The organism is Ruegeria sp. G5, from assembly GCF_056533365.1.
The window spans coordinates 293,877-316,076 of sequence record NZ_JBQFOK010000003.1 but is presented as its reverse complement, the minus strand read 5'-3'; the positions used below and the strand labels follow the sequence as shown (position 1 = coordinate 316,076).

At 55.0% G+C, this 22,200-nt stretch carries 19 protein-coding genes; 5 read left to right on the top strand and 14 right to left on the bottom strand.

The genetic code is table 11. The features are described from left to right. Positions 1–6 precede the first annotated feature (6 nt). The 9 genes from ACR0BD_RS07375 to ACR0BD_RS07335 all read right to left on the bottom strand — a co-directional run bounded on the left by ACR0BD_RS07375 (position 7) and on the right by ACR0BD_RS07335 (position 9,724). Entirely contained in the window at positions 7–1,518 is a 1,512-nt protein-coding gene (locus ACR0BD_RS07375; protein ID WP_480829712.1) for an ABC transporter substrate-binding protein, read from the bottom strand. Next, the gene (locus tag ACR0BD_RS07370; protein ID WP_480829711.1) at positions 1,515–2,612 is read right to left on the bottom strand and encodes an ABC transporter ATP-binding protein; all 1,098 of its coding nucleotides are present in this window, start codon (positions 2,610–2,612) and stop codon (positions 1,515–1,517) included. The genes ACR0BD_RS07375 and ACR0BD_RS07370 overlap by 4 nt, the downstream gene beginning before the upstream one ends. Next, the gene (locus ACR0BD_RS07365) at positions 2,600–3,628 is read right to left on the bottom strand and encodes an ABC transporter ATP-binding protein (RefSeq protein WP_480829710.1); all 1,029 of its coding nucleotides are present in this window, start codon (positions 3,626–3,628) and stop codon (positions 2,600–2,602) included. Before ACR0BD_RS07365 ends, ACR0BD_RS07370 begins: the two co-directional genes overlap by 13 nt. A gap of 284 nt (positions 3,629–3,912) precedes the next feature. Then, the gene (locus ACR0BD_RS07360) at positions 3,913–5,193 is read right to left on the bottom strand and encodes a TRAP transporter large permease (protein WP_480696988.1); all 1,281 of its coding nucleotides are present in this window, start codon (positions 5,191–5,193) and stop codon (positions 3,913–3,915) included. Continuing rightward, positions 5,184–5,726 carry a TRAP transporter small permease gene (locus ACR0BD_RS07355; protein ID WP_480829708.1) on the bottom strand — a complete coding sequence of 181 codons (543 nt, stop codon included), beginning with the start codon at positions 5,724–5,726 and terminating at the stop codon, positions 5,184–5,186. Before ACR0BD_RS07355 ends, ACR0BD_RS07360 begins: the two co-directional genes overlap by 10 nt. Positions 5,727–5,786: 60 nt before the next feature. Next, on the bottom strand, positions 5,787–6,761 hold the full coding sequence (locus tag ACR0BD_RS07350; protein ID WP_480696992.1) for a sialic acid TRAP transporter substrate-binding protein SiaP: 975 nt from the start codon (positions 6,759–6,761) through the stop codon (positions 5,787–5,789). A gap of 66 nt (positions 6,762–6,827) precedes the next feature. Next, positions 6,828–8,117 carry an L-fuconate dehydratase gene (locus tag ACR0BD_RS07345; RefSeq protein ID WP_480829706.1) on the bottom strand — a complete coding sequence of 430 codons (1,290 nt, stop codon included), beginning with the start codon at positions 8,115–8,117 and terminating at the stop codon, positions 6,828–6,830. Then, positions 8,114–8,959 (bottom strand): fumarylacetoacetate hydrolase family protein, encoded by an 846-nt coding sequence (locus ACR0BD_RS07340; RefSeq protein ID WP_480696996.1) that lies wholly within the window; start codon positions 8,957–8,959, stop codon positions 8,114–8,116. Before ACR0BD_RS07340 ends, ACR0BD_RS07345 begins: the two co-directional genes overlap by 4 nt. A gap of 15 nt (positions 8,960–8,974) precedes the next feature. Beyond that, positions 8,975–9,724, bottom strand: a complete 750-nt coding sequence (locus ACR0BD_RS07335) for an SDR family oxidoreductase (protein ID WP_480829704.1) — start codon at positions 9,722–9,724, stop codon at positions 8,975–8,977. A gap of 283 nt (positions 9,725–10,007) precedes the next feature. Between ACR0BD_RS07335 and ACR0BD_RS07330 the strand changes: the two genes are divergently transcribed. Then, on the top strand, positions 10,008–10,790 hold the full coding sequence (locus ACR0BD_RS07330) for an IclR family transcriptional regulator (protein ID WP_480697000.1): 783 nt from the start codon (positions 10,008–10,010) through the stop codon (positions 10,788–10,790). Positions 10,791–11,043: 253 nt separating this feature from the next. Here ACR0BD_RS07330 and ACR0BD_RS07325 read toward each other — a convergent pair whose 3' ends face one another. Together ACR0BD_RS07325 and ACR0BD_RS07320 are read right to left on the bottom strand one after the other, a co-directional pair. Beyond that, entirely contained in the window at positions 11,044–12,111 is a 1,068-nt protein-coding gene (locus tag ACR0BD_RS07325; RefSeq protein WP_480829703.1) for a ParB/RepB/Spo0J family partition protein, read from the bottom strand. Continuing rightward, complete coding sequence (locus ACR0BD_RS07320; protein ID WP_480829871.1) at positions 12,104–13,480, bottom strand: AAA family ATPase; 1,377 nt, start codon at positions 13,478–13,480, stop codon at positions 12,104–12,106. The genes ACR0BD_RS07325 and ACR0BD_RS07320 overlap by 8 nt, the downstream gene beginning before the upstream one ends. A 601-nt stretch (positions 13,481–14,081) precedes the next feature. On the opposite strand from ACR0BD_RS07320, the gene ACR0BD_RS07315 reads away from it, so the two are divergent. Then, entirely contained in the window at positions 14,082–15,341 is a 1,260-nt protein-coding gene (locus tag ACR0BD_RS07315; RefSeq protein ID WP_480829702.1) for a replication initiation protein, read from the top strand. A gap of 26 nt (positions 15,342–15,367) precedes the next feature. Here ACR0BD_RS07315 and ACR0BD_RS07310 read toward each other — a convergent pair whose 3' ends face one another. Both ACR0BD_RS07310 and ACR0BD_RS07305 read right to left on the bottom strand, forming a co-directional pair. Next, a complete protein-coding gene (locus ACR0BD_RS07310; protein WP_480829701.1) occupies positions 15,368–17,674 on the bottom strand; it encodes a Tex family protein in 2,307 nt (768 codons plus the stop codon). A gap of 199 nt (positions 17,675–17,873) precedes the next feature. Next, a complete protein-coding gene (locus ACR0BD_RS07305) occupies positions 17,874–18,815 on the bottom strand; it encodes a c-type cytochrome (protein WP_480829700.1) in 942 nt (313 codons plus the stop codon). Between the two features lie 18 nt (positions 18,816–18,833). Here ACR0BD_RS07305 and ACR0BD_RS07300 point away from each other — a divergent pair, with 18 nt between their 5' ends. Genes ACR0BD_RS07300 through ACR0BD_RS07290 form a run of 3 tightly spaced genes read left to right on the top strand, consistent with a single transcriptional unit; the run spans position 18,834 to position 21,321 of the window. Continuing rightward, the gene (locus ACR0BD_RS07300; RefSeq protein ID WP_480707165.1) at positions 18,834–19,421 is read left to right on the top strand and encodes an RNA polymerase sigma factor; all 588 of its coding nucleotides are present in this window, start codon (positions 18,834–18,836) and stop codon (positions 19,419–19,421) included. 11 nt (positions 19,422–19,432) lie between these two features. Beyond that, positions 19,433–20,185 carry a hypothetical protein gene (locus ACR0BD_RS07295; RefSeq protein WP_480829698.1) on the top strand — a complete coding sequence of 251 codons (753 nt, stop codon included), beginning with the start codon at positions 19,433–19,435 and terminating at the stop codon, positions 20,183–20,185. A gap of 59 nt (positions 20,186–20,244) precedes the next feature. Beyond that, on the top strand, positions 20,245–21,321 hold the full coding sequence (locus ACR0BD_RS07290) for a helix-turn-helix domain-containing protein (RefSeq protein ID WP_480829696.1): 1,077 nt from the start codon (positions 20,245–20,247) through the stop codon (positions 21,319–21,321). On the opposite strand, the gene ACR0BD_RS07285 is transcribed toward ACR0BD_RS07290, so the two are convergent. After that, a complete protein-coding gene (locus ACR0BD_RS07285; RefSeq protein ID WP_480829694.1) occupies positions 21,294–22,184 on the bottom strand; it encodes a LysR family transcriptional regulator in 891 nt (296 codons plus the stop codon). The genes ACR0BD_RS07290 and ACR0BD_RS07285 overlap by 28 nt on opposite strands. Positions 22,185–22,200 lie beyond the last annotated feature (16 nt).

Genomic DNA, 22,200 nt, shown 5'->3' with positions numbered 1-22,200 from the left:
AGTGGCTTATTTCTCCAGCGTCACGCCTTCCAGACGGATCATCCCGTCGGGGTAAGGGGTGAAGCCTTTGAGGCCATCATCAAGTGCCCAGATCCATGTCTGGTGATAGAGGTAAACGATCGGCATATCCTGGGCGAGAATGTCCCGCGCCGCGTCATAGTCCGCCTTGCGTACCTCGAAATCCGTCGAGGCGCGGGCGTTGTTCAGCATCTCATCCACTTTCGGGTCGGAATAGTGGCTGTCGTTGATGCCGCCGCCAGTGGTCATGAACTGGTGGATATTGCCATCGGGATCGACGCGACCTGACCATCCGATCTGGCTGGCCTGATAGTCACCGGCGCTTTGGTCCGCCAGCAGGGTGGCGAATTCCTTGGACGTGATCTCAATTCTGATCCCGGCCTCGGCGGCCATGGCCTGCACCACCTGCATCAGCTGCAGCGGAACGGTGGTGTTTGGCACCTGAACTTCAAGGTCGATCCCATCGGGGAAGCCCGCTTCGGCCAACAAGGCCTTGGCCTTTTCCACATCACGCGCAGGCACCGGGTGATCGGCGTCATACCAGGGTGAGGTCGGCGGGAAAGGTTGGTTGCCCGGCGCAAAGGCCCCTTCGAACACGACCTGGTTGATTGCATCGCGGTCCAACGCATAGCTGAGGGCCTGACGCAAACGTTTGTCATTGCCCCAAGGGTTGTCGCCCTTGTCGCCATTGTTCACATTGATGGTAATGCCCTGATATCCAAGCGAAACGGCGCGTTCGACATTGATGCCGCCATCGCCTTCGGCCTGCGTCAGATCGGTCGCGGCCAGACGCTCCAGCATATCAATGTCACCCGATTGCAGGTTGGCTAGGCGCACGGTTGTGTCCGGGATCGGCAGGAAGGTGACGCTGTCAAAGTGGATTTCATCCGCGTTCCAATAATCCGGGAACCGTTCCAGCGCGATCCGGTCCTGCGCCACGCGTTCCTTGAACTTGAACGGGCCGGAGCAGACCGGGTTCAGGCCGAAATCGGCACCTGCGGCCTTGGCTGCGGTGGGGGACACCATCATGCCCGACCGGTCGGCGAATTGTGCCAGAAGGGTCGCATCGGGTGCAGCCATGTTGAAGCGGACGGTATAGTCATCCACCACATCCACACCGGTGACCGATTTCAACTCGGACTTGCGGCGCGATTCTTCAAGGTTTTGTGAACGGTCGATATTGTCGGCCACGGCTTGCGCGTTGAACGGCGTGCCATCATGAAACACCACGCCCTCGCGCAGGGTCATGGTCAGGGATTTGCCATCCTCGCTCCACTCCCATCCGGTCGCCAGCTGCGGGATCAGTTCCAGATCAGGGGTGATGTCGACCAGCTTGTCGCACATCGAGGCATAGACGATCCGCCCCACGAAAGTACGCGACTGATCAGGGTCCAGCACATCGGCATCCGATTGCAGGGCAATGCGCAGATCGGCGGCCTGGGCGGATAATGCCGTGGCACCTAGCAATCCGGCTATCAGTCCGGTTTTCAAGACGTTCATAATGTTTCCTCTCTGTTTTCGGCAGAATTCTGCGAAGATTGGACAGCCGCGCGATACAGCGCGAACCGCTCTTCTGCTCCGGCGCTGCGACGCCGTGGCGGGACCGGTTTTCCGGCCTCTGGTATGGTTTTCCAGTGATGGCAGGCGACGTGATGATCCCCGCCCGCATCGTCCAGAACCGGGGCCTGCGCCCGGCAATCATCCTGCGCAAAGGGGCAACGCGTATGGAACCGGCACCCTGACGGCGGAGAAGACGGGCTGGGCGTTTCCCCCTTCAGCGCCATGTGATCCCGCGCGCGACCCGGTTCTGGTTCCGGGATCGCTGACAAAAGCGCGTGGGTATACGGGTGGCGCGGCGCTTCGAACACTTGCTCGGCGGGGCCGGTTTCGACCACCTGTCCCAGATACATCACCGCGATGCGGTCGCTCATATGTCGGATCACGGCCAGATCATGGGCGATGATCACCAGCGTCAGGTCCAGATCCTGTTTCAGATCGTTCAGCAGATTGACCACCTGCGCCTGAACCGACACATCCAGCGCCGAGACGGGTTCGTCCCCGATCAACAGCTCCGGTCCTGAGGCCAGCGCGCGGGCGATCCCGATCCGCTGCCTTTGGCCGCCCGAGAATTCGTGCGGGTAACGGTTTGCGTGGTCCGGCAACAGCCCGACCTGCGCCAACAGCGCGGCCACTTTCTGACGGCGCGCGCCCTCGTCCAGTTCGGGCGCGTGGACCTCCAGCGGTTCACCAACCAGTTTGCCTACGGTCATGCGCGGGTTGAGCGAGGAAAACGGGTCCTGGAACACGAACTGCATTTTCTGGCGCAGCGGTGCCATGTCACGGCGGGCGAGGTCCTGAACCTCTTGTCCGTCAAACAGAACCTGACCGGAGGTCGGGCGATCCAGACGCATCAGCAGGCGGGCAAGCGTGGATTTCCCGCAGCCGGATTCCCCGACGATGGCAAAGGTCTCGCCCTTGCGCACCGACAAGGACACCCCATCAACCGCGCGCACAACCGTCTTGCGTTCGAACAGCCCTGCGCCCAGCCTGAAATGACGGGTGAGGTTCCGTGCCTCAAGGATTACATCGCGCATCGGACCCCCTTGAGCTGTTCCAGCGGGGCATAGTGGCAAGCTACGGCATGCGCCCCCTGCCCTATCTCCGAAAGGGTTGGACGTTCGGCGCAGTCATCTGTCGCAAAGGGGCAGCGCGTGCGAAACCGGCACCCTTTCGGCATATTGGCCAGTGACGGCACCGTCCCCGGCACGGTGATCAGCCGATCCCGCGCGCCGGTCATCCGCGGGACCGAGCTCATGAGGCCAATCGTATAAGGGTGCTGAGGATCGTCGAACACCGCATCCACCGGGCCGCTTTCAACGATCTGACCGCCATACATTACGGCCACATTGGTCGCGATCTCGGCAACCACACCAAGATCATGGGTGATGAACACCGCGCCCATTCCGGTTTCCGCCTGAAGTTCCCGGATCAGGTCCAAAATCTGCGCCTGAATGGTTACGTCCAACGCCGTTGTCGGCTCATCCGCGATCAGCAGCGACGGGTTGTTGATCAGCGCCATCGCGATCATCACCCGTTGCCGCATACCACCCGAAAGCTGATGCGGATATTCGTTCAAACGCTGTTCCGGGGCCGGGATGCTAACGCGGCGCAGCATGGCAAGCGCGCTTGCGTCCGCCTCAGCCCGACTGCAGTTGCGATGATGTAAGACGGCCTCGGTGATCTGATCGCCGACCTTGAACGCCGGGTTGAGCGAGGTCATAGGCTCCTGAAAGATCATCGCCATCCGGTCGCCCCGCGTTTCAGCGTCGACCTGCTCGGTGCGCAGATCATAGGTGCGGTCCTCGAACTGCAACTGCCCCGAAGGGATGTCGATGATGTCGCGCGGCAGCAATCCCATCAACGCCATCGCCGTCACTGATTTACCGCACCCGGATTCGCCCACAATGCACAGCGTCTCGCCCGCTGCCACAGCGAGGTCCAAACTGTCCACCGCCGGCGCGGGCTGGCCGTGAAACGACAGACTGAACGCCGATAGCTTCAGGATCGCGGCCTCCGCGCCGCTATCAGTGCTGGAGCTTTGCTTGAGCACAGATTGCAACCTTTATTTACAACCAATATGTAATTGGTTGCATTTTTGGAAAATCGTTGTCAACGAATTGATGGGGGTTTTTCGGAATCTAAACCGAAATTTTCAAGGCACGCCCGCGAAACAGGCAGTGTCTGCTGATAAAACAGGAGATCGGCCCAAGGCGCTGCTTGTTGGGAAAATGAGGGCTGCGGAGATTGCTGTCGAATCGTACCGGATTCGTTTGTCCCGAACTGCATTTCAACCGGGTCATAGCTTGCACTCAGCATGACCCGGTTTAACCGATTCTATGATCCGTACAGCAAATTGGGCAACCAAAGGACCAGCGAAGGCACAAAGGTCAGCAACAAAAGAACACCCAGCAAGGGAACCAAAAACGGCAACGTTGCACGTACGCATTGTTCGAACGGTACTTTGGAAACACGGGACAGGACGAACAGCACCATCCCCACAGGTGGGGTCAAAAGCCCAAGCATCAAATTGAGGATCACGATGATGCCCAGATGCACCGGATCGATGCCGAATTGTGCAGCAACCGGCATCAGCACGGGAACAAGGATTGAGATCGCGGCGATTGTCTCCATGAACAGGCCAACGACCAAGACAACCGCCATAATCAGCAACAAGACAACGGCTTTGCTGTCGGTGAAGGACAACACGAATTCGGCAAAATGCGCTGCAACCTGATTGGCGGTCAGAATCCAGGCAAAGACCGAAGCGGCCCCCACGATCATCATGATCGCCGCCGTCGTTTCGATTGTTTCGAGTGAGATCACGGCCAGTTTCCGAACGGTGAGGGTCCGGTAGACCAACGTACCAAGGATCAGGGCATAGGCTGCGGCCCCAATCGCAGCCTCTGTCGGGGTGAAGGCACCCGATACAATGCCTCCCACGATGATGACCGGAGTCATAAGCGGAAGGAAAGCCGCCTTGAACCGGGTCGCGATGACCGAGGGGCTAAAGCTGACATCGCGCGGATAGTTGCGTGTCCGCGACATCCACCAGATCATGGCGGACAAGGCTACAGCCATCAAAAGGCCCGGCACGATCCCGGCAACGAACAGTTTCCCGATGGAGACCGAAGCCATGACTCCAAAGATAACCAAAGGCAAAGACGGTGGAATGATCGGTCCGATGGTGGACGAGGCCGCAGTTACGCCGACGCTGAAATCATCGTCATAGCCTGCCTCGCGCATGGCCTTGATCTCAATCGCGCCAAGGCCACCCGCATCGGCGACCGCCGCGCCGGACATCCCGGCAAAGATAATACTGGCGCCCACGTTCACATGACCCAGCCCGCCATGCATCCAGCCGACAATGGCGCGGGCAAATCCGAAGATCCGCGCGGTGATCCCCGCGGAATTCATCAGCGCTCCGGCCAGAATGAAGAACGGGATAGCCAGCAGCGGAAAGCTATCCATGCCGTTGACCATGTTGTGCATCAACAGAACTGGCGGCAGTCCAGAATGAAGGATGTAAGCAAAGGACGACAAAGCCAGCGAAAACGCGATCGGAACCCGCAGAAGCATGAGGCCGAACAGCGAAACAAATAGAATGATCAGGCCCATGTGTCGCCACCTTGTGCCAATTGTTTCAGTCGAGAAAAGATCTGGTAGGCGACCACGCCCAGATTGCCGATGGCCAGGATCAAAACGGCTATATGCAGATAGTATTTCGGGAAAGGTAACGAGACCATTTGTTGGAAAGAGGTCCGTTGGATCAATTCAAATGCCGACCAGATGATCACGGCAAACAAAACAAATGTCGCGACCAGCGCGAAGAGATGCACCCAACCCAGTTTGCGACCGTAGTATTTGTCGACGAACTCCAACAAGATATGGCTGCCTACGGCTTGACAACGGATCGCTCCGGCAAAACCTAGCAAGATCAAAAGGTAGCGTGCAGCCTCTTCGGTCCAAGCGATGGAATCGTTCAGCACATAGCGCGTGAAAAACTGTAAGAACACGACGCCGAACAACAGGGCGAACAACGCAAGTAATCCGTAATCTGGCACTGTGATGCGATAGTTTTGGAAATGCGCATCGTCTTCTGCGGCCAATGCGTCGAAATCGATCTCGGGCGGGGCGTCGGTCTGGGCCATTGGGGCACACCTTCTTGACAGATGCCGGCCCCGGTTTGGCACCGGGTCCGGCTGGTTGGCTTATTCCTGAATCGCTTGCAGGCGCTCGAACGTCTCAGCGTCCCACGGAACAGCGTCGCTGCTCAGCAGAGGTGCAACAGCGGCCATAAAGGGTGCGCGGTCCACTTCGTTCACGGTTACGCCCTGCTCACGGAACCAATCGGCCAGCTCGGCCTCAGACTGTACGATTTCGTCTGATGTCGCCGACGCGGCCTCGGCCAGCGCGTCGATCAGCGCCTGACCATCATCGCCCATCTTACCCAGTGTAACAGGTGACACCACAACAGCCAGCGAGTTCGTGATGTGGCCAGTCAGGTTGATGTTCGACTGCACCTCATAGAACTTTTTGAACTGGATGGTCGGCAGCGGGTTTTCCTGTGCGTCCACAACACCTTGCTGAAGGGCCAGATACACTTCGGCAAACGCCATCGGCGTCGGGTTTGCACCAGTGGCTTCCGGGAACATCTGATAGGCCGGTGCGTTCGGCGTACGGATTTTCAGACCTTCCATGTCACCCGGTGAAAGGATCGGCTTGTTCGAGGTGACGTGGCGGGCGCCATAATAGGTCATGGTCGCAATCGTGTTGCCCGAGATATTCTTGTACTCATCGGCCATCTCAGAGAACAGGTCCGAATTCACATAGGCTTTCCAGTGATCATAAGACCGCATGGTAAACGGATAATCCGAGATGCTGATCGGACCATATGACTGACCCAGGAACGCAACGCCGGTATAGATCGCGTCAACCGTGCCCAGAGACAGCGCTTCGTTCAGCGCAGCTTCTTTACCCAGTTGCGAGGCTGGGAAAACCTCCATCTTGTAACGCCCGTCGGTCTTTTCTTCCAGCAACTCAGCTGCTCTTAGGGCGGCCGCGTGATACGGCGTCGAAGCCTCGTAGACGTGGCCAAATCTCAGCGTCTCTTGCGCCAGACCAGCGGTTGCGCTGAGCGCAACAATACAGGCGGCCCCAAAGGCCGTTTTTCCAAAATTCAACATCTTATTGTCCTCCAGGTTGATAGATGCTCGTCCGCCGGTTTCTTGAGCCCGGTCGGACAGTCGGGGTTATTCCGCTGCCAGTTGCCTTGGAAAGCGGAAATCTCTGAGTGTTTCGGGTTTGATTTCAATCGAAAAGCCGGGCTGCGTTGGTGCCATGTAGGCACCGTTCTTGACGACGCAGGGATCGACGAAATGCTCATGCAGATGATCGACATATTCGATCCGCTTGCTGTCCTTCTCGCCCGAGATCGCAATGTAGTCGATCATCGACATATGCTGGACGTATTCGCACAGACCCACACCCCCGGCATGGGGCCAGACCGGCAGGTCGTATTTCGCGGCCATCAGCATCACAGCCAGCACTTCGTTCAGCCCACCCATCCGGCAGCTGTCAATCTGAACAATGTCGATCGCGCCTTCCTTGATGAACTGCTTGAACATGATCCGGTTCTGGCACATTTCGCCTGTGGCGACCTTGACTGGTGCCACACCTTCACGAATGGCCTTGTGGCCGAAAACGTCGTCGGGGCTGGTGGGTTCCTCGATAAAGAATGGCCGTGCAAAGGACAGGGCATTGACCCACTCTATCGCCTGATCGACCTCCCACACCTGGTTGGCGTCGATCATGATGTTCATGTCGTCGCCCAACACTTCGCGGGCAATCGTCAGACGTCGGATGTCGTCATCCAGATCGCGACCAACTTTGAACTTGGTGTGCGTGAAACCAGCATCTTTTGCTTCTTGGCAAAGGCGGCGCAGCTTGTCGTCGGGATAGCCCAACCACCCGGCAGAGGTTGTGTAGCACGGATACCCTTCGGCCTTCAGCGTGGCGATCCGGTCGGCTTTGCCCGGTGCCGCGGCGCGCAGCATTTCCAGCGCCTCATCCGGTGTGATTGCGTCCGTGAGATATCGGAAATCGATAAGACGCACGATCTCTTCCGGGGTCATTTCACTAACCAGTTGCCAGACGGGTTTACCCGCCTCTTTCGCCCACAGATCCCATGCGGCGTTCACCACTGCCCCGGTTGCCAGATGAATCGCGCCCTTGTCCGGCCCGATCCAACGCAACTGGCTATCGCCAGTAATATGGCGCCAGAATCGCCCCATGTCCTCGGTGATCCAGTCAAGCTCCAGCCCTTTGACCAAGGCCCCCAGCGCCTTAGTCGCAGCGACGCAAATCTCGTTTCCTCGACCGATGGTAAAGGTCAGTCCATGCCCCTCATGCGCGCCATCTGTCTCAAGCACGACATAAGCGGCTGAGTAATCAGGATCAGGGTTCATTGCATCCGACCCGTCCAAACTGTCCGATGTTGGAAAGCGCAAGTCTTCGGTTCGTATTCCGGTGATACGGGTCATGCGCTGGCCTCCACTGTCTGGCGCTGTACACCAAGGCCTTCGATCCCCAACTCCATCTTGTCGCCGGGTTTCAAGTAGGTCTGAGGAGTTTGCCCCATCCCAACGCCCGGAGGTGTACCGGTTGAAATCACATCGCCGGGTTGCAACGACATAAATTGCGACAGATGCGAGATGACGGTCGCCACGTCAAAATGCATCGTCTTGGTCGACCCGTCCTGATAACGGTGCCCGTTGACCTCAAGATACATCGGCAAGTTCTGGGGGTCCGCGATTTCGTCGCGCGTAACCAACCAAGGACCAATCGGTCCAAATGTGTCCGCTGACTTGCCTTTGACCCACTGGCCCGAGCGGTGAAGCTGAAAGTCACGCTCAGACAGGTCGTTTACAACACAATAGCCCGCAACATGGTCAAGCGCTTCGTCTGGAGACACGTATTTGGCGTGTTTTCCGATCACCACGCCCAGTTCAACTTCCCAGTCGGTCTTGACCGACCCGCGCGGTATTTCAACCGTATCATTAGGGCCGGTAATGGCGGACGTCGCTTTGAAAAAAATCACGGGCTCAGCCGGAAGCTCCATACCGCTTTCGGCCGCGTGATCTGCATAGTTCAGGCCAATGCAAATGAACTTTCCCACCTGACCCACGCATGCGCCAATCCGCGGCGAGCCTTCGACCAAAGGCAAGGTCGTCACATCAAGCGCACGCAATGCGTCCAGGCCAGAGTCCGACAACACTTCTCCGGCGATATCGCTGACAACATCGGAAAGGTCTCTGATTGTACCGTCATCATCCAAAAGACCTGGTTTTTCTTGTCCCGCCGGACCGAAGCGTAAGAGTTTCATGTCAATTCCCCCTGATCAAACCGTCCAACCGCCATCGATTGCGAAGGTCTGCCCTGTTGTAAAAGCCGTTTCATCACTAGCCAGATACACGGCCAGTGCAGCAATTTCGTCTGCGCGCCCGATCCGTCCCATGGGTTGACGCGCGATAAAATCCTGTAATGCCTGATCGTAATCGCCAGTTGCGCGCAACCGATCGTGCAGGCTGGGGCTGTCTACCGTTCCGGGGCAGATAGCATTGCACCGAATGCCTTGAGTGATGAAATCGGATGCGATGGATTTGGTCAGACCGATCACGGCTGCCTTGGATGCGCAGTACGAGAAACGGTTCGGAACACCTTTTATCGAGGACGCGACCGACGACATGTTGATGATCGAGCCACCCCCGTTGCTCAGCATCCCGGGTAACACCAGCTTGGCCAGGCGGTACATGGCTTTCACGTTCAGCTCAAAGCTGAAGTCCCACTGATCATCATCGCAGTCAAGGATCGAGCCCGCGCCGACAAACCCAGCACAATTGAAAAGCACATCCAGCGTTCCAGCGTCCGCGATTGCCCGGGCCACGGCATCTGCGTCGGTAACATCGAGCTTCAATGCGGTGACGCCTTCGATCTCGGTCAGTTCCGACAGCGTTGCATCGTTGATGTCACAAGCGATAACCTCGGCACCTTCCGCCACGTACTTCTCGACACTGGCGCGGCCTATCCCCTGCCCCGCTGCAGTGATCAGCGCTTTCTTTCCGGTCAGACGGCCCTGCGGTTTAGTCATTTCATCCTCGGTCTCAGCAGTTACGCCCCTCGCAGGGCTCGGTTCGGCAAAGTGCATCGTATTTGGAAAGTAGCGGCACCAAGCATCGGTCGGCCTGAACAGGCAGACTCAGATTAAATTTCAGGTCGCTGGCGCTTATTTGTTTGCCCTCCCACATACGGCAACTCCTCCGTGTCAATTCATATGCAAATCATACATTCATCAATAAATCAACATTGACTTTTTGTGCTGACCCGGCAGATGCTGTAATACGCCGGTTCTAGCGATACTGACGGAGGGTGCTGTGACTGAAGGAAAAGAAAAATACCGCGCCCCGGCCCTAGAAAAAGGCCTAGATATTATTGAGCTTTTATCGTCTCACGGGGATGGCCTGACGCAAGGTGACGTCGCCCGGGCGCTGGATCGTTCGCAAAGCGAAATATACCGAATGCTCTCGACGTTGGTGCGACGCGGATATGTTATTCGCTCGGACGATGACGACCTTTATTCGCTCAGTTTGAAAATGTTCGCCTTGTCCCAACAGCACCCTCCAGTGGAACGCCTATTGGAGCGCGCCACACCGAAAATGAGGGCCATTACGCGAAAGGCTTGGCAATCATGCCACCTCGGGATGGAAAGCAACGGTGACATCGTTATCGTGGCGTCCATTGCAGCGCCCGGCAACTGGGTTTTCTCGCTGCGTGTGGGAACGGTGGTCGGTTTAGGAAATACCGGAACCGGACGGGTGTTAGCTGCGTTTCGAGACGACGACGAGTTGGATGCCCTTTTGGAGAACCACCGGCTTGCACAGGGCGAACCGGAAATTGATCGAAGCGAATTTTTGGATCACATCGCCCGCATCCGCGAAGTTGGTTACGAGCGCATGCCGTCAGCAACCGCAATTGGTGTGACAAACCTCGCGTACCCCGTGCTGAATCGAGATGGGAATGCGATTTGTGTTGTAAACTGCCCGTATGTGAAACGCATCGACCAGTTGGAAGTTCCGCCATTGGAAGAGGTTCACCAGCTTTACAAGAACCTAGCCTCTGAACTTACTGCATATTACACCGGGCAAAGCAGCGACTAAGTCCTGGAAAGCCATGAGAACCTGTAATGGTTCTGTTCCGCTCGAAGTGTCCGACAGCCGCACAGTTATGAAACTAGACTTTTGCGTCCTGGTAATGAAATCCTTCTTGGCTATATTCAAATACCTCAAACAACATAGTGCTCATAAATAATCACTTATGAGCACTACTTTCACAAGCCGCCACTGAAACACAAACACGCCTAGGCAATCCATTCCGCACCACGGCGAAAACTGGCGGTACAAAACTCATCTGCTATGCCAAATACCGCGCAATTTCGGCAAGTATTTCTTCGGCCTCCTCTAACGCTACTCCCTGCAACTGCACCTTGATGCGTACCTCATTCGACGTAAGCTCTCCGGTCACTTGACCGCCGCCCGGTAGCGGGACTGATTTCAGCTTCTGCACCTGTTGCGGTCGTCCGCCCTTTGCCTTGCTACTTGATGGTTGTGATAAGCCCTTCAAGGTCGACTCGAGTGCCAGCCACTCCGATTTGGGATCCACGGCATCTGCCATGGCAAGCGCTTGTCGAAGTTCAGACTGCGCGCCTGACCTCAGCGCAGACGCCAAACTCAAACCTGCCTTTTCAGTCAGTTCAATGGGGTACCGGAGCAAATCACCGAGCGCTTCGTGCACGATTGCGAAACTCCGAACTTTTGACCGCTTAGCTTTTGAAGCGGATGCGAACAACACGTCAACGGCAGCCTCAGTTGAGTCGAAGATACCCTGACCTGCAGCCAGAACGGCAATACGGCCTCGTTCGTATGGGCTAAGATTGGACCGTAGTTCATTCTCCTCAACCATCGAAACGTAGGCGCCCTGCCCTGTTCCCGCGTCACGAATGAATGCTGGAATCTCAGCGAACTGGGGGTCGTTCAGTGACAACCTGCGGAAGGCATCCAACCTCCGAAAGCCAGAAATCAATCCGTAGCTATCACCTGTACGCGTCACTTCGATCGGCGTTCGCAACCCGTGTGATTGTAGCGAATCCAACAATTCCTTCATGGCGTCTTCGTCTTCGACCATTCGATCTCGACGTATGTAGTCGGCATCAATTAGATCCAAAGGGATTTTCTCGGCCACTAGCCCAGCGGACTTCGCGTCACGCCATTTGCTTGCATCGCCTTGATCCTTGGCTAACTCGACCCTGTCGGTGACCGCCGCCATTCCGTTTAGCGCCGCAGCCTCGGCAGCGACCTGTGCAATGGGCGGCGTTGCCGCCCCACCCTCGAATGGATTCAGTGAAGGTTTCGCGGCGAAACCTGCCTCGAGCTGCTCCAGCTCAGCGGTATCCGGTGCTGTCAGTCTTCTGCGTTTAGCCATCTGCGTTTCCTTCCATTTGGGCGTCGCGCCACCAGCAACCGATCAAAACTTCTTTGAACTCTGCATAGGTTCGATCGAATGTTTCACGGCCGCGCACGTAAGTTTCCCTGTTGAAGTCCCTATAGTCTGCCTCGTAAATCCCGTTGACCTGCTCGCCCGCTTGACCGACTAGGGCAGTGTAATCCTGCCTGTATGCGTTCATGAAATCCCCGAAATAGGCCTGAATTACATTGGCCATGTCGGTTTGCTGGCTGGCATCAAATCGGGTGATGATTGCCCTGACGACATCCCACTCGAATTTAAGCTCTGGAAGCCCCGCCGCACGCTGCGCTGCGTTTTCACCATCTTCGATACTGGCAAAAGTTGTATAGAGCATGTCAAAGAAACGACCCGTTGAGTCAAATTCAAGGAACGATGCGCCTAAAGGTACCAACAAGATGTCAGCCGCGGCCAAGGCATTAATCGTTAGGTACCCAAGTGCAGGAGGAGTATCTAAAAAAACGATATCGTAATCGTTCAATACGCCCTCGTCTTGAAGGAAATTGGTCAACCCATCCCACAAGGGCCAATTCCTTAGACCCATACGCCAAACAGGAATTTGGAACTCAGCCCAGTAAAGGTTGAGTTGAGCGCCAATCAGGTCGATATTTGGCCAATGTGTTTTTTGAATAACGTCCTTCGGTGAGGTTTTTAAGGCCTCCTCAAGAGTCTCGTCCAGGCTGATTTCTGGTTGATCGCTAGCATTTCGAACTCTGTTTTCTTCCTGAACGGCACGCGCGTAATCCTTGGCAATCAATGGGAAAACGGTTTGCCATTCATCGGCCACAGAGCCGCCCAAAATAGACGTCATCGACCCTTGGCTATCCAAATCGATAACGAGCACCTTGTAGCCGTCCAGTGCCGCTGACATCGCAAGATGCGCCGCTGTAGAGGTTTTTCCAACTCCGCCCTTAAAATTAGCGACCGCGACAATTTTGGCGGGCAAACCCTCAGGTCTGTATGGAAGGTATTCCTTCGTGCTAACGCCTTCTGTCGCAAAGTGACTTCGTAGAGTGAGCACCTCTTCCAAGGTGAACCACTTTGAACCTGCATCACCCTCACCTTGTGGTAACTCCGGGTTTGCTTTTAAAACGCGCCGGAGATGAGCCGGAGCAACCGGGATTAGGTACTTTGTTATTTCCCAGATTGAGAACCTGCGTAAACGTTTTTCCCCGTCCGGAGCATAACCACGCCGAGCGAGGTCTTCACGTCCTTTCGCACAAAATGTTGCTGCTTTAGCGAAGCGTGTTGTTCCGATAGGATCAGGTAGCTTTTGTGCAGATTGCTCGGGGCTTAAGTTGAAGTACGGGGGCAGGGAAGGTTGGTTTATTTTGCTCACTGTAGGCGCCTCAGATGAATGTTCGCTCTTTCGTCGAATATTCCTCATTCTAGCGAACATTTTCGATTGGGGCCATCCTAGGAATTGCGGTTTTCCACATTATTTCCTAGACGGCTGAGGTTTCGTCGCGAAACTGACGTAAAATTCGAAAAATGCAGCACTAAAGGCATTTATTTTATTTAGAGTCTTTAGAATCTTTGGAAATAAATAAAATAATAAAACCAACGCCTTAAATAAGGAAAGGTGCCGGAAAACGGTAGCAAGGGCGCCTGTTTACAGTTCCAAAGGTACCCGCATACGGGAGAGTCGGTGCCAGTTTGCGGTAGAAAAGGGCCCGATTCGCAGGATGGAGTGGAATAACGCAAAAAAGGCTCTGTTATGGGGTTTGGGCGCGCTTTCAGACCGCCCTGAAATGTCCGGGTTTAGGTATTTTCCGACCATCTCGTCATTTGCCTGTGGACAACTTCCGTGCAGGCTATCTTTGGTACCCATATTCAGGATGCTCGTCAGACCGTATTTGGGTACCCAAAATTATTTGATCCGTAGGTACCTTTCGTGCAATTAATGGAAAAAAGAGCAGCCAGGCAGAATCATGCCGGAAACAAAATTGAACATGGATGCTGTCTCAGGTGCATTGCGCCGCGAGACTGTTAAGAAAAATGTAGCCGCTATTCATATAAGCGGGAAGCTTACGTTGCTGCAGCGTAAGCTCTCTAATGTATTATTGCTCAATGCCTATGATGCGTTGACGTCGGCGGCCACGCATACGATTGATGCCCGAACCTTAGCTATGATGGTTGGTTACAACTCCAACGATTTCGATACATTGCGTGCCAGCCTTAGGGCTTTGGCTGAAACTGTCGCTGAGTGGGATATGCTCGATGAACAAGGTCGCCAAGAGTGGGGCGTGTCGTCCCTACTTAGTTTTGCCAAACTAAAGGGTGGTGTTTGTGAATACGCTTATTCTCCAGCTTTGGCGCAAAAGCTTTATGATCCCAAAATCTATGCTCTTATTAACGTTCAGATTCAAAGAAACTTCAGTTCCGGCCACGGCTTAGCCCTTTATGAAAACTGCTACAGATTTGTAAGAACAGGTTCTACCGGTTGGTGGGATCTTGATGTGTTTCGGAAACTGATGGGTGTGGATGGAAGCGATTACTACGCGAGTTTCAAGCACCTCAACGCAAAGATAATCAAGCCCGCAGTGGCAGAAGTGAACAAAAGCTCGGATATCTTGATTGAACCGGAGTTCCAGAAAAAAGGTCGTACGGTCACGGACATTCGATTTCGGATAAAAGGCAATCCGCAGAAAGCGATGTTTGAAATAGACGACGGCGATGGGATCCGAAACCTCTCAATTTATAAAACCCTGCTCAAGCAGGGCGTGTCTGATCGTTTGGCCCGGCAGTGGATCTCTGAACACGGAGAAAACTATGTGCAGCAAAAATTGGACTATGTGGCCGGGAAGAGTGGGATAAAGTCCACGGTTGGTTATTTGTCAGCGGCATTGCGCGATGATTATCAAGCAAATGATGATCAGGAGCCAACCACCCCCAGTCCCGAAGCAATCGAAGCTGCTCGTCAGCGTGAATTGGAAAAGATGGTCGAGGATCAGGCGTACGCCGCGCGCTCGGCAGAGCGATCGGAGCGGTCGCGAAAACTGGCGATCGTCCAGGAACTGGTTTCGCGGCGAAACCCAACGCAGAGAGACGCCGATAAAAGGCTGTTCATGGCAGGATTGGACAACGATTTAGACCGAGAGCATTTTCGATCACATGGTTGGCGGTCAGGTTTGAACGCAACAAAAATATTCGCATTCTGGGAGGAACTTGAACCTGAAGCGTTTGCCTAAAATTATGCATTCAATAAATCGTAGCTCTAATTCTTTTTTATAGCAGATTTAAGCGCATCGCCGAGTGCTCCGTAGTGCTCATTACTGCGATTTTTTGCGTGTTGTGCGCCTTGTTTGGTTGCCTTTGTGAGAGTCTGCTTTTGGGCCAGCCCAGTGCGTTTTGGCCGGGCTGAGATTGGCTGGTGTTTGCGCATCGTTAAGCCGATCCGTTTGCGATCTACATCTACGTCGATGACAGTGACTTTGACCACTTGTCCGGTTTTTATGACTTCATGCGGGTCATTTACATAACGTTCCGCCAATTGACTAACGTGAACCAGGCCGTCCTGATGAACACCTATGTCAACGAAAGCGCCAAACGCCGCCACATTTGTAACTGTTCCTTCTAAAACCATGCCGGGTTTAAGGTCGGTCAATTGGTCGATGCCATCAGCGAATGAGGCGGTGACAAAGTCCGGTCGAGGATCGCGGCCGGGCTTTTTCAACTCTGCGAAAATATCAAGGACCGTGGGCAGTCCAAATGTTTCGTCCACAAACTGTTCTGGATTTACACCTTGGAGCGTAGACTCATTGCCTAAGATTTGACGAATGTCCCGGCCACATTTTGATACAATGCGACGCGCCACATCATAGGCTTCTGGATGAACCGAAGATGCGTCCAGCGGTTCAGCCCCATTGTTAATGCGCAAAAAGCCCGCTGATTGCTCATAAGCTCGTGGTCCCAATCGTGGAACATTAAGTAATTCCTCGCGAGAGGTAAAGGAGCCACGGTTGTCCCGATGGGCAACAATCGCTTCGGCAAGTCCTGGTCCTAATCCTGACACGTGAGAGAGAAGGGGGGCGGAAGCCGTATTTAAATCGACCCCGACCGCGTTCACTACGTCTTCAATAACCGACGCCAGGGACTGCGAAAGCTTATGCTGATCAACGTCATGTTGATATTGGCCGACACCGATAGATTTGGGTTCGATTTTGACCAATTCTGCGAGAGGGTCTTGTAAGCGTCTAGCAATCGAAACAGCGCCGCGCAATGACACGTCAAGGTCCGGGAATTCGCGCGCTGCGAGCTCAGAGGCGGAATAGACTGAGGCACCTGCTTCAGACACAACAACCGCTTTGGGAGCTTTGGTCGACTTGGGCATCAACTTAAGAGTGTCTCTCACCAATTTCTCGGTTTCCCGGCTGGCGGTGCCGTTACCGATTGCGATCAGTTCAATTCCATGTGCCTCAATCATGGAGATGATTTTTAATTGGGCGCCGTGCCCGTCGTTTTTTGGTTGGAAAGGATACAAAGTATCGGTCGCGACAAGCTTTCCAGTCCCGTCCACAACAGCGGCTTTTACGCCCGTGCGAATGCCGGGATCGAGTCCGAGTGTCGCTTTACTTCCGGCCGGGGCTGCGAAAAGTAAATCCTTCAGGTTTCTAGAGAAGACTTTAATTGCATCTTCCTGTGCTCGGGTACGCAGGTCTGCCATGAGTTCAACCATCATCGAAAGGGATAGTTTTACGCGCCAAGTCCATCCGGCAACCTTTCGCAACCAAACGTCACCGGGTGCGTTGCTGCGCGTATTCAAATGTGCTGCAACAATTGCTTCGGCGCGTGCAGACCCAGTGTCGGCCTCCGGCGCTATGTCCAGTGTGACAATCCCCTCCTTCGATGCTCGCAACATTGCCAGAGCACGGTGCGACGGAATTTTGGACCAGAGTTCCGAATGATCAAAGTAGTCGCTGTACTTGGCACCCTCTATTTGCTTTCCCTCAATAAGTTTCGAGGTCAAAACTGCTTCGCGTTGCATAAATGTTCGCAGTTCTTTTAGCAGTGTCGCGTTCTCAGAAAGGCTTTCTGTTATAATATCACGCGCCCCGTTTAAGGCATCCTTATTTGTGGGTACAGCTTCGTTGACAAAACGATGAGCCAGGACATCGGGATCTGTTGTTCTATTCTTGAGAATTGCTTCAGCAAGCGGAGCCAAGCCGTTTTCACGTGCAATCATGGCCTTGGTTCGCCGTTTTGGCTTAAACGGCAGGTAGATATCTTCCAATTCGGCTTTAGTGTCGGCAGAAGAGATAGACCCCGCCAATTCTTGCGTCAGCTTTCCCTGTTCCTTTATTGATTTCAGGATCGTGTCCCGGCGAGCGTCTAACTCGCGCAGATACGTCAAGCGTTCAGACAGATTACGTAGTTGAGTATCATCAAGACCGCCTGTCACCTCTTTGCGGTAGCGCGCGATAAACGGAACGGTCGCTCCTTCATCCAACAATTTGACAGCAGAGCTTACTTGCTCCGCACGGGCGCCGATCTCGATGGCGATAGTACGGGCGATGCGGTTCAACGGGGCCTCCTGAAAATAGGTCGAGAGGACTTTCTATCCATCGCTGTAGGTAAGGGGAAGGGGGGCAATCTGGTTCGTAAAAATCTTCTCTAAATGCAGTCTTAAGAAAATACCTTGCCAAAAAAACAACCCGCGCCCTCCTTGTCTTCGATAGACAAGGACGGCGCGGGCAAGCAGCTCAAGTTATTACGTTTTTTGCTTAGCCCTGCGACTCTGCCTGCAGGTAGGCGATGACATTGGTGATGTCTTCGTCTTTTTTCAGACCCGGGAACTGCATTTTATTACCAGGAACTGTGCCCTTAGGGTCGGCCAAAAAGCTTGTCAGCGTTTCCGTATCCCAAACAACTTCGGAGCCTTTCAGTGCGTCAGAATATTTGAACCCATCGACCTGGCCGGCGGAAGCACCAACGATACCGAACAGTGACGGGCCTACTCCGTTGCGCCCTTCTTTCGTTTGATGGCAGGCTTTGCATTTACGATAGACTTTTTTACCGGCTTTGATGTCGCCATCTACGGCCGCAAGGGTAACGGTGGCGGCGGCAGGCGCAGCCTCGGCTTTTTTGTCGTCCAGGTTAAAGAACAGACGCGCGGTGATCGGAACAGTGCGCGTGATTCCAGGAAGGCTGGCCAGTTCCATCAGTTTATCGACGCCTGCGTTCACGCCCGCGTCTTCTGTGCTCAGAAAGACCATGTCGTTTGTCGATACCATTACAGAGGTTTCGGACACACGTACGACGAACATTTCGACGTCGAACTCAACATCTGTTCCCGCCAATGAAAGGACAGATTCGGCATCGACGACTGTGGTCTGCCCAACAGCAAGCCCCGAGACCTCTTCCATGTCAAATTCCGCAGTCAGTGCGGCGGTGCCGACGTTGCGGAATACATGCTCAATCATCCGTTCGTTGCGGATATCGATATTCGTCTCGACCGAAGAAAGGTCGATTTCGATTTCTGCCTTACCGTCTGGGCCCACATGTCCAGACAGGTTTGTGAAGGAGTTCACCTCACCCACGGTGTCTTTTTTGATCGTGCCGTACGCGAGATGTGAGTTCTCGGCTGACAGGGTCCAGCTTTCCGCCAAAACCGGGGTTGCAACAATTGCCGACGCAAACGTGACTGCTTTCAACAGAAGTTTCATTTCTTTCCTCCACAGGTTATGTCAGTCCTGACCCTGCGGGCCCGGTCCGTGCATTACAAACACACACAGGTCGCGATTTATTCGATGGGTGTCGAAATTAGTTCCGAATTTGCCGTACGCGGCGCGATCCAGACGCACTCTAAACGCGTCTGGCGGTTTGGGTTGGCTTTGTCTGGCGCCTCGGACGTGGCCGACGATTTGCTGCAATCAACCTGCCTGCGCGCCTTAGAGCGTCACCATCAGGTGACATCTCATGATCGATTGGACAGTTGGCTGATGACGATCTGCCGTTCGATCTGGTTGAATGAAGTGCGCGCGCGCTCTGTTCGTAAGGCACAAGCGCTGTCTGTAACACCCGAAGCGGAATTAATTTCGTCTGAACCTGACTCAGAAACGAATATTTTCGCCACTGAGGTGTTTAAACAAGTAATGCAGCTGCCAGAAGCGCAGCGGGAGACGGTGATGCTTGTGTTCGTTGAGGGCTATAGCTACCGAGAAGCCGCTGCGTTGCTGGAGGTGCCAATAGGAACTATCATGAGCCGGTTGTCCAACGCCCGGCAGAAATTGAAAACCGTGATGCAGCACGATGCGGCAGACGCCGTTTGACGGAGTGGCAAATGAAGTTTTCCGATGACACGCTAAAGGCGTATCTGGAAGGCAACGTGGATGAAGATCAGGCAATCGCGATTGAGTCCGCGATTGAGACCGACCCCACGCTTGAAACGCGCCTTATGGCGCTGGACCCGATTGCACCGGTGGTGCAGGCGGTCTTTGAAACTGTACCCGCCGAAGCCCCCATTGTGGAGCTTCCGGAACCTCAGGCGTCCGAGCCTGTGCGACCTGCCAATGTTAATGGGCCGTGGCGTCTGATGGCTGTTGCTGCTTCTGTTGCTGTCATTGCGGTGTCGGCAACGGTTTGGGCAACCCGGCCGGAGCCATTGGGTTGGGCAGAGCAGGCCGCGATTTACCAGTCACTCTATGTGCCTGATACGATCGCCTCTCTGGACAATTCGGAACAAGCCTTGGATGCGCAGTTTGCACAAGCCGAAGCACAGCTTGGCCGATCGTTGAACCGCGAAACGCTCGAGGCGTTGCCGGGGATGGAGCTTAAACGCGCCCAAGTGCTGTCGTTCAATGGCAAGCCCCTGATTCAGGTTGTATTTGCTGATGAAGAAGGCCAGCCATTTGCGTTTTGTATCATCCGCCAAGGTGCAGGTGCGCCGGGTAAGGACGTAAACCTGGCCAAGCTGAGTGGTTTGGCGACGGCGACTTGGTCGCAGGGTGGGTATGGCTACATGCTGATCGGCAGTGATGAAGGTACTGAACTGGATGGTCAACTGGACATCCTGACCTCAACCTTTGCAAGCTGATTGGTCTTCGTTCGCGAAACGCCTTGTGAACCGACCGAAATACCAGAAATATAGCGGGCATGACGTCGAAACCTGTCATGCCCAAACCTGATGAGGACGAGGACCCCCTCGGGCCTCCCAGCATTTATGACTCAGATGGTCCCGAGGATGAGGACCTTTGGTTCCTGCCTCCTGACGAAGAGGTCGAGGAAGATTACCTGCTGCCGGGACCTAAATCGGACCGGCGCTTATTGTTCGACCCGCGTGACTGGCGTGCTGCTCAGGCTGAACTGTCACTGGAATTGGCGGATCTTGCGGCGACTTTCGGCGCGTTAGATGAACGCCTGCGTGCCGGACCAAAGGGTTGGACGCATCGTCTTGCCTTGATGGAAGTCTCCGATTTGGGCTGGTGGACCGGCGATCGTATTGGTGTGGATCGCCTGGCGTTGTGGACGGGGCTACGCATTGGTGCGACTGGGGATGATGTACAAGCTCTGTTCCGGGCTGGTTGGGCAGTGCGCCGGTTGATTTCCGGCGCCGGTCCGTCCGAAGGTGGTTGGGGTGCTGGTCTGACGGCATTTCTGGATCGCTTGGCACAGGGGATTGACGAAGTTCCTGAGGCCGTGGCGGATCTGGCCGAAGTAATGGAGAACGCGCAAGGGCTGCACCCTGTGACGCAGGCCGCGGTTGGGTTTCATGCATGGCGCGCACTGTCTGAGGGAATCGCTCAGGACACAGAAGCCGCGATCATTGCGGCCCGGCACGCTGCGGCCATGGGGCGGGGTGGGGCGCGATTCATGCCAATCGCCCTTTCAGGCCCCGGAGCGCTGCGTGGCGTGGGATCGACCGAGGAAAAACTTAGCGCATGGATTACGGGGGCAGGGCAGGCGGCCCTCGCTGCCTTGCTACATCTGGATCGGGTCAGTGCTTGGGAGCGTCGTGCCAGAGAGATAACTGCTGACCTGAGCGGCCGCACACCACCTCAGCTTATTGATGTTATGACGGCTTGGCCGATGGTTTCCGCGCCGTTGGCCGAAGAATTGACCCGGGCTTCGCGGGCAGCGGTGCAACGCAATATCGATCTGTTCACCAAGCGGGCACTGGTTCGAGAGGTGACGGGTCAAGGGCGTTATCGCGTTTGGACCGCAGCGCTGTGATCTAAGATCCAATCACGAAAAGCTCGGGCCGGAGGTCGAAGAGCGGATCGCGCCGGATAAATCAGATGATATGCTTCTTGCCCGGCTACAGAAATCTTGGGAAGGCAGGGAACGAGGCCGGAAAGTGTCATGATACGGTCCGTGGCTGGTGCGCGCGCTAATGCAACACCGCCACCGCTGGCTGCGATTTCGGCGGCCATGATGGAATTGTCAGCGAAGAAAAACTGCGCCTGTCCTGCGGGAAGGCGAAGTTTTTCAAAAAGCTTTAGCCAACTGGCCCGATGGGTTGAAACCTCGATCAAAGTGAATTGAAACAGGTCCTGCGGGTTGTTTATCTGAACAGCGATTTGCGGAGGTGCGACTGGATACAATCGCTCGCGCAGCAACTCGTCGCCTTCTGATCCGAAAAGCGATGGGTTTCCGAATACAATTTGCAGGTCAGTGAACCTGTTTGTGAAGTCCGAAGCGATATTGCCTGTGCTCAGGGACAAATTGATCGCTGGATGGGACCGCTGAAACTCCGGTAATTCCGACGCCAGTATGCCATGGGCAAATAACAGAACCGATTGAACGTAGAGGCGCTGTTCGCGGGTCTCTCCAAAAAGTCCGGTCGTTGCGGTTTCCAGCATCAACAATGATTGCTGCACCGAAGGCAAATATGCCCGGCCTGCTTCGGTCAGTGTGACAGAGTGTGCATGCCGGTGAAACAAAGGTGTACCCAGGCGGTCCTCCAGCGCTTTGACCTGCTGACTTACGGCCGCTGGGGACATGTTCAATTGAGCCGAGGCCCGGGCAAAACTTTCGGTGCGGGCCGCTGCCTCAAAAACGCGTAACCAATTGAGGGACGGGATACGGGACGACATGTGAGACAGGCTAAGC

Excerpts from the sequence above, each read along its gene's own strand:
- ACR0BD_RS07375 (WP_480829712.1), bottom strand. The coding sequence starts at position 1,518 with ATGAACGTCTTGAAAACCGGACTGATAGCCGGATTGCTAGGTGCCACG.
- ACR0BD_RS07370 (WP_480829711.1), bottom strand. The coding sequence starts at position 2,612 with ATGCGCGATGTAATCCTTGAGGCACGGAACCTCACCCGTCATTTCAGG.
- ACR0BD_RS07360 (WP_480696988.1), bottom strand. The coding sequence starts at position 5,193 with ATGGGCCTGATCATTCTATTTGTTTCGCTGTTCGGCCTCATGCTTCTG.
- ACR0BD_RS07355 (WP_480829708.1), bottom strand. The coding sequence starts at position 5,726 with ATGGCCCAGACCGACGCCCCGCCCGAGATCGATTTCGACGCATTGGCC.
- ACR0BD_RS07350 (WP_480696992.1), bottom strand. The coding sequence starts at position 6,761 with ATGTTGAATTTTGGAAAAACGGCCTTTGGGGCCGCCTGTATTGTTGCG.
- ACR0BD_RS07345 (WP_480829706.1), bottom strand. The coding sequence starts at position 8,117 with ATGACCCGTATCACCGGAATACGAACCGAAGACTTGCGCTTTCCAACA.
- ACR0BD_RS07340 (WP_480696996.1), bottom strand. The coding sequence starts at position 8,959 with ATGAAACTCTTACGCTTCGGTCCGGCGGGACAAGAAAAACCAGGTCTT.
- ACR0BD_RS07335 (WP_480829704.1), bottom strand. The coding sequence starts at position 9,724 with ATGACTAAACCGCAGGGCCGTCTGACCGGAAAGAAAGCGCTGATCACT.
- ACR0BD_RS07325 (WP_480829703.1), bottom strand. The coding sequence starts at position 12,111 with ATGGCTAAACGCAGAAGACTGACAGCACCGGATACCGCTGAGCTGGAG.
- ACR0BD_RS07315 (WP_480829702.1), top strand. The coding sequence starts at position 14,082 with ATGCCGGAAACAAAATTGAACATGGATGCTGTCTCAGGTGCATTGCGC.
- ACR0BD_RS07305 (WP_480829700.1), bottom strand. The coding sequence starts at position 18,815 with ATGAAACTTCTGTTGAAAGCAGTCACGTTTGCGTCGGCAATTGTTGCA.
- ACR0BD_RS07300 (WP_480707165.1), top strand. The coding sequence starts at position 18,834 with ATGTCAGTCCTGACCCTGCGGGCCCGGTCCGTGCATTACAAACACACA.
- ACR0BD_RS07295 (WP_480829698.1), top strand. The coding sequence starts at position 19,433 with ATGAAGTTTTCCGATGACACGCTAAAGGCGTATCTGGAAGGCAACGTG.
- ACR0BD_RS07290 (WP_480829696.1), top strand. The coding sequence starts at position 20,245 with ATGACGTCGAAACCTGTCATGCCCAAACCTGATGAGGACGAGGACCCC.
- ACR0BD_RS07285 (WP_480829694.1), bottom strand. The coding sequence starts at position 22,184 with ATGTCGTCCCGTATCCCGTCCCTCAATTGGTTACGCGTTTTTGAGGCA.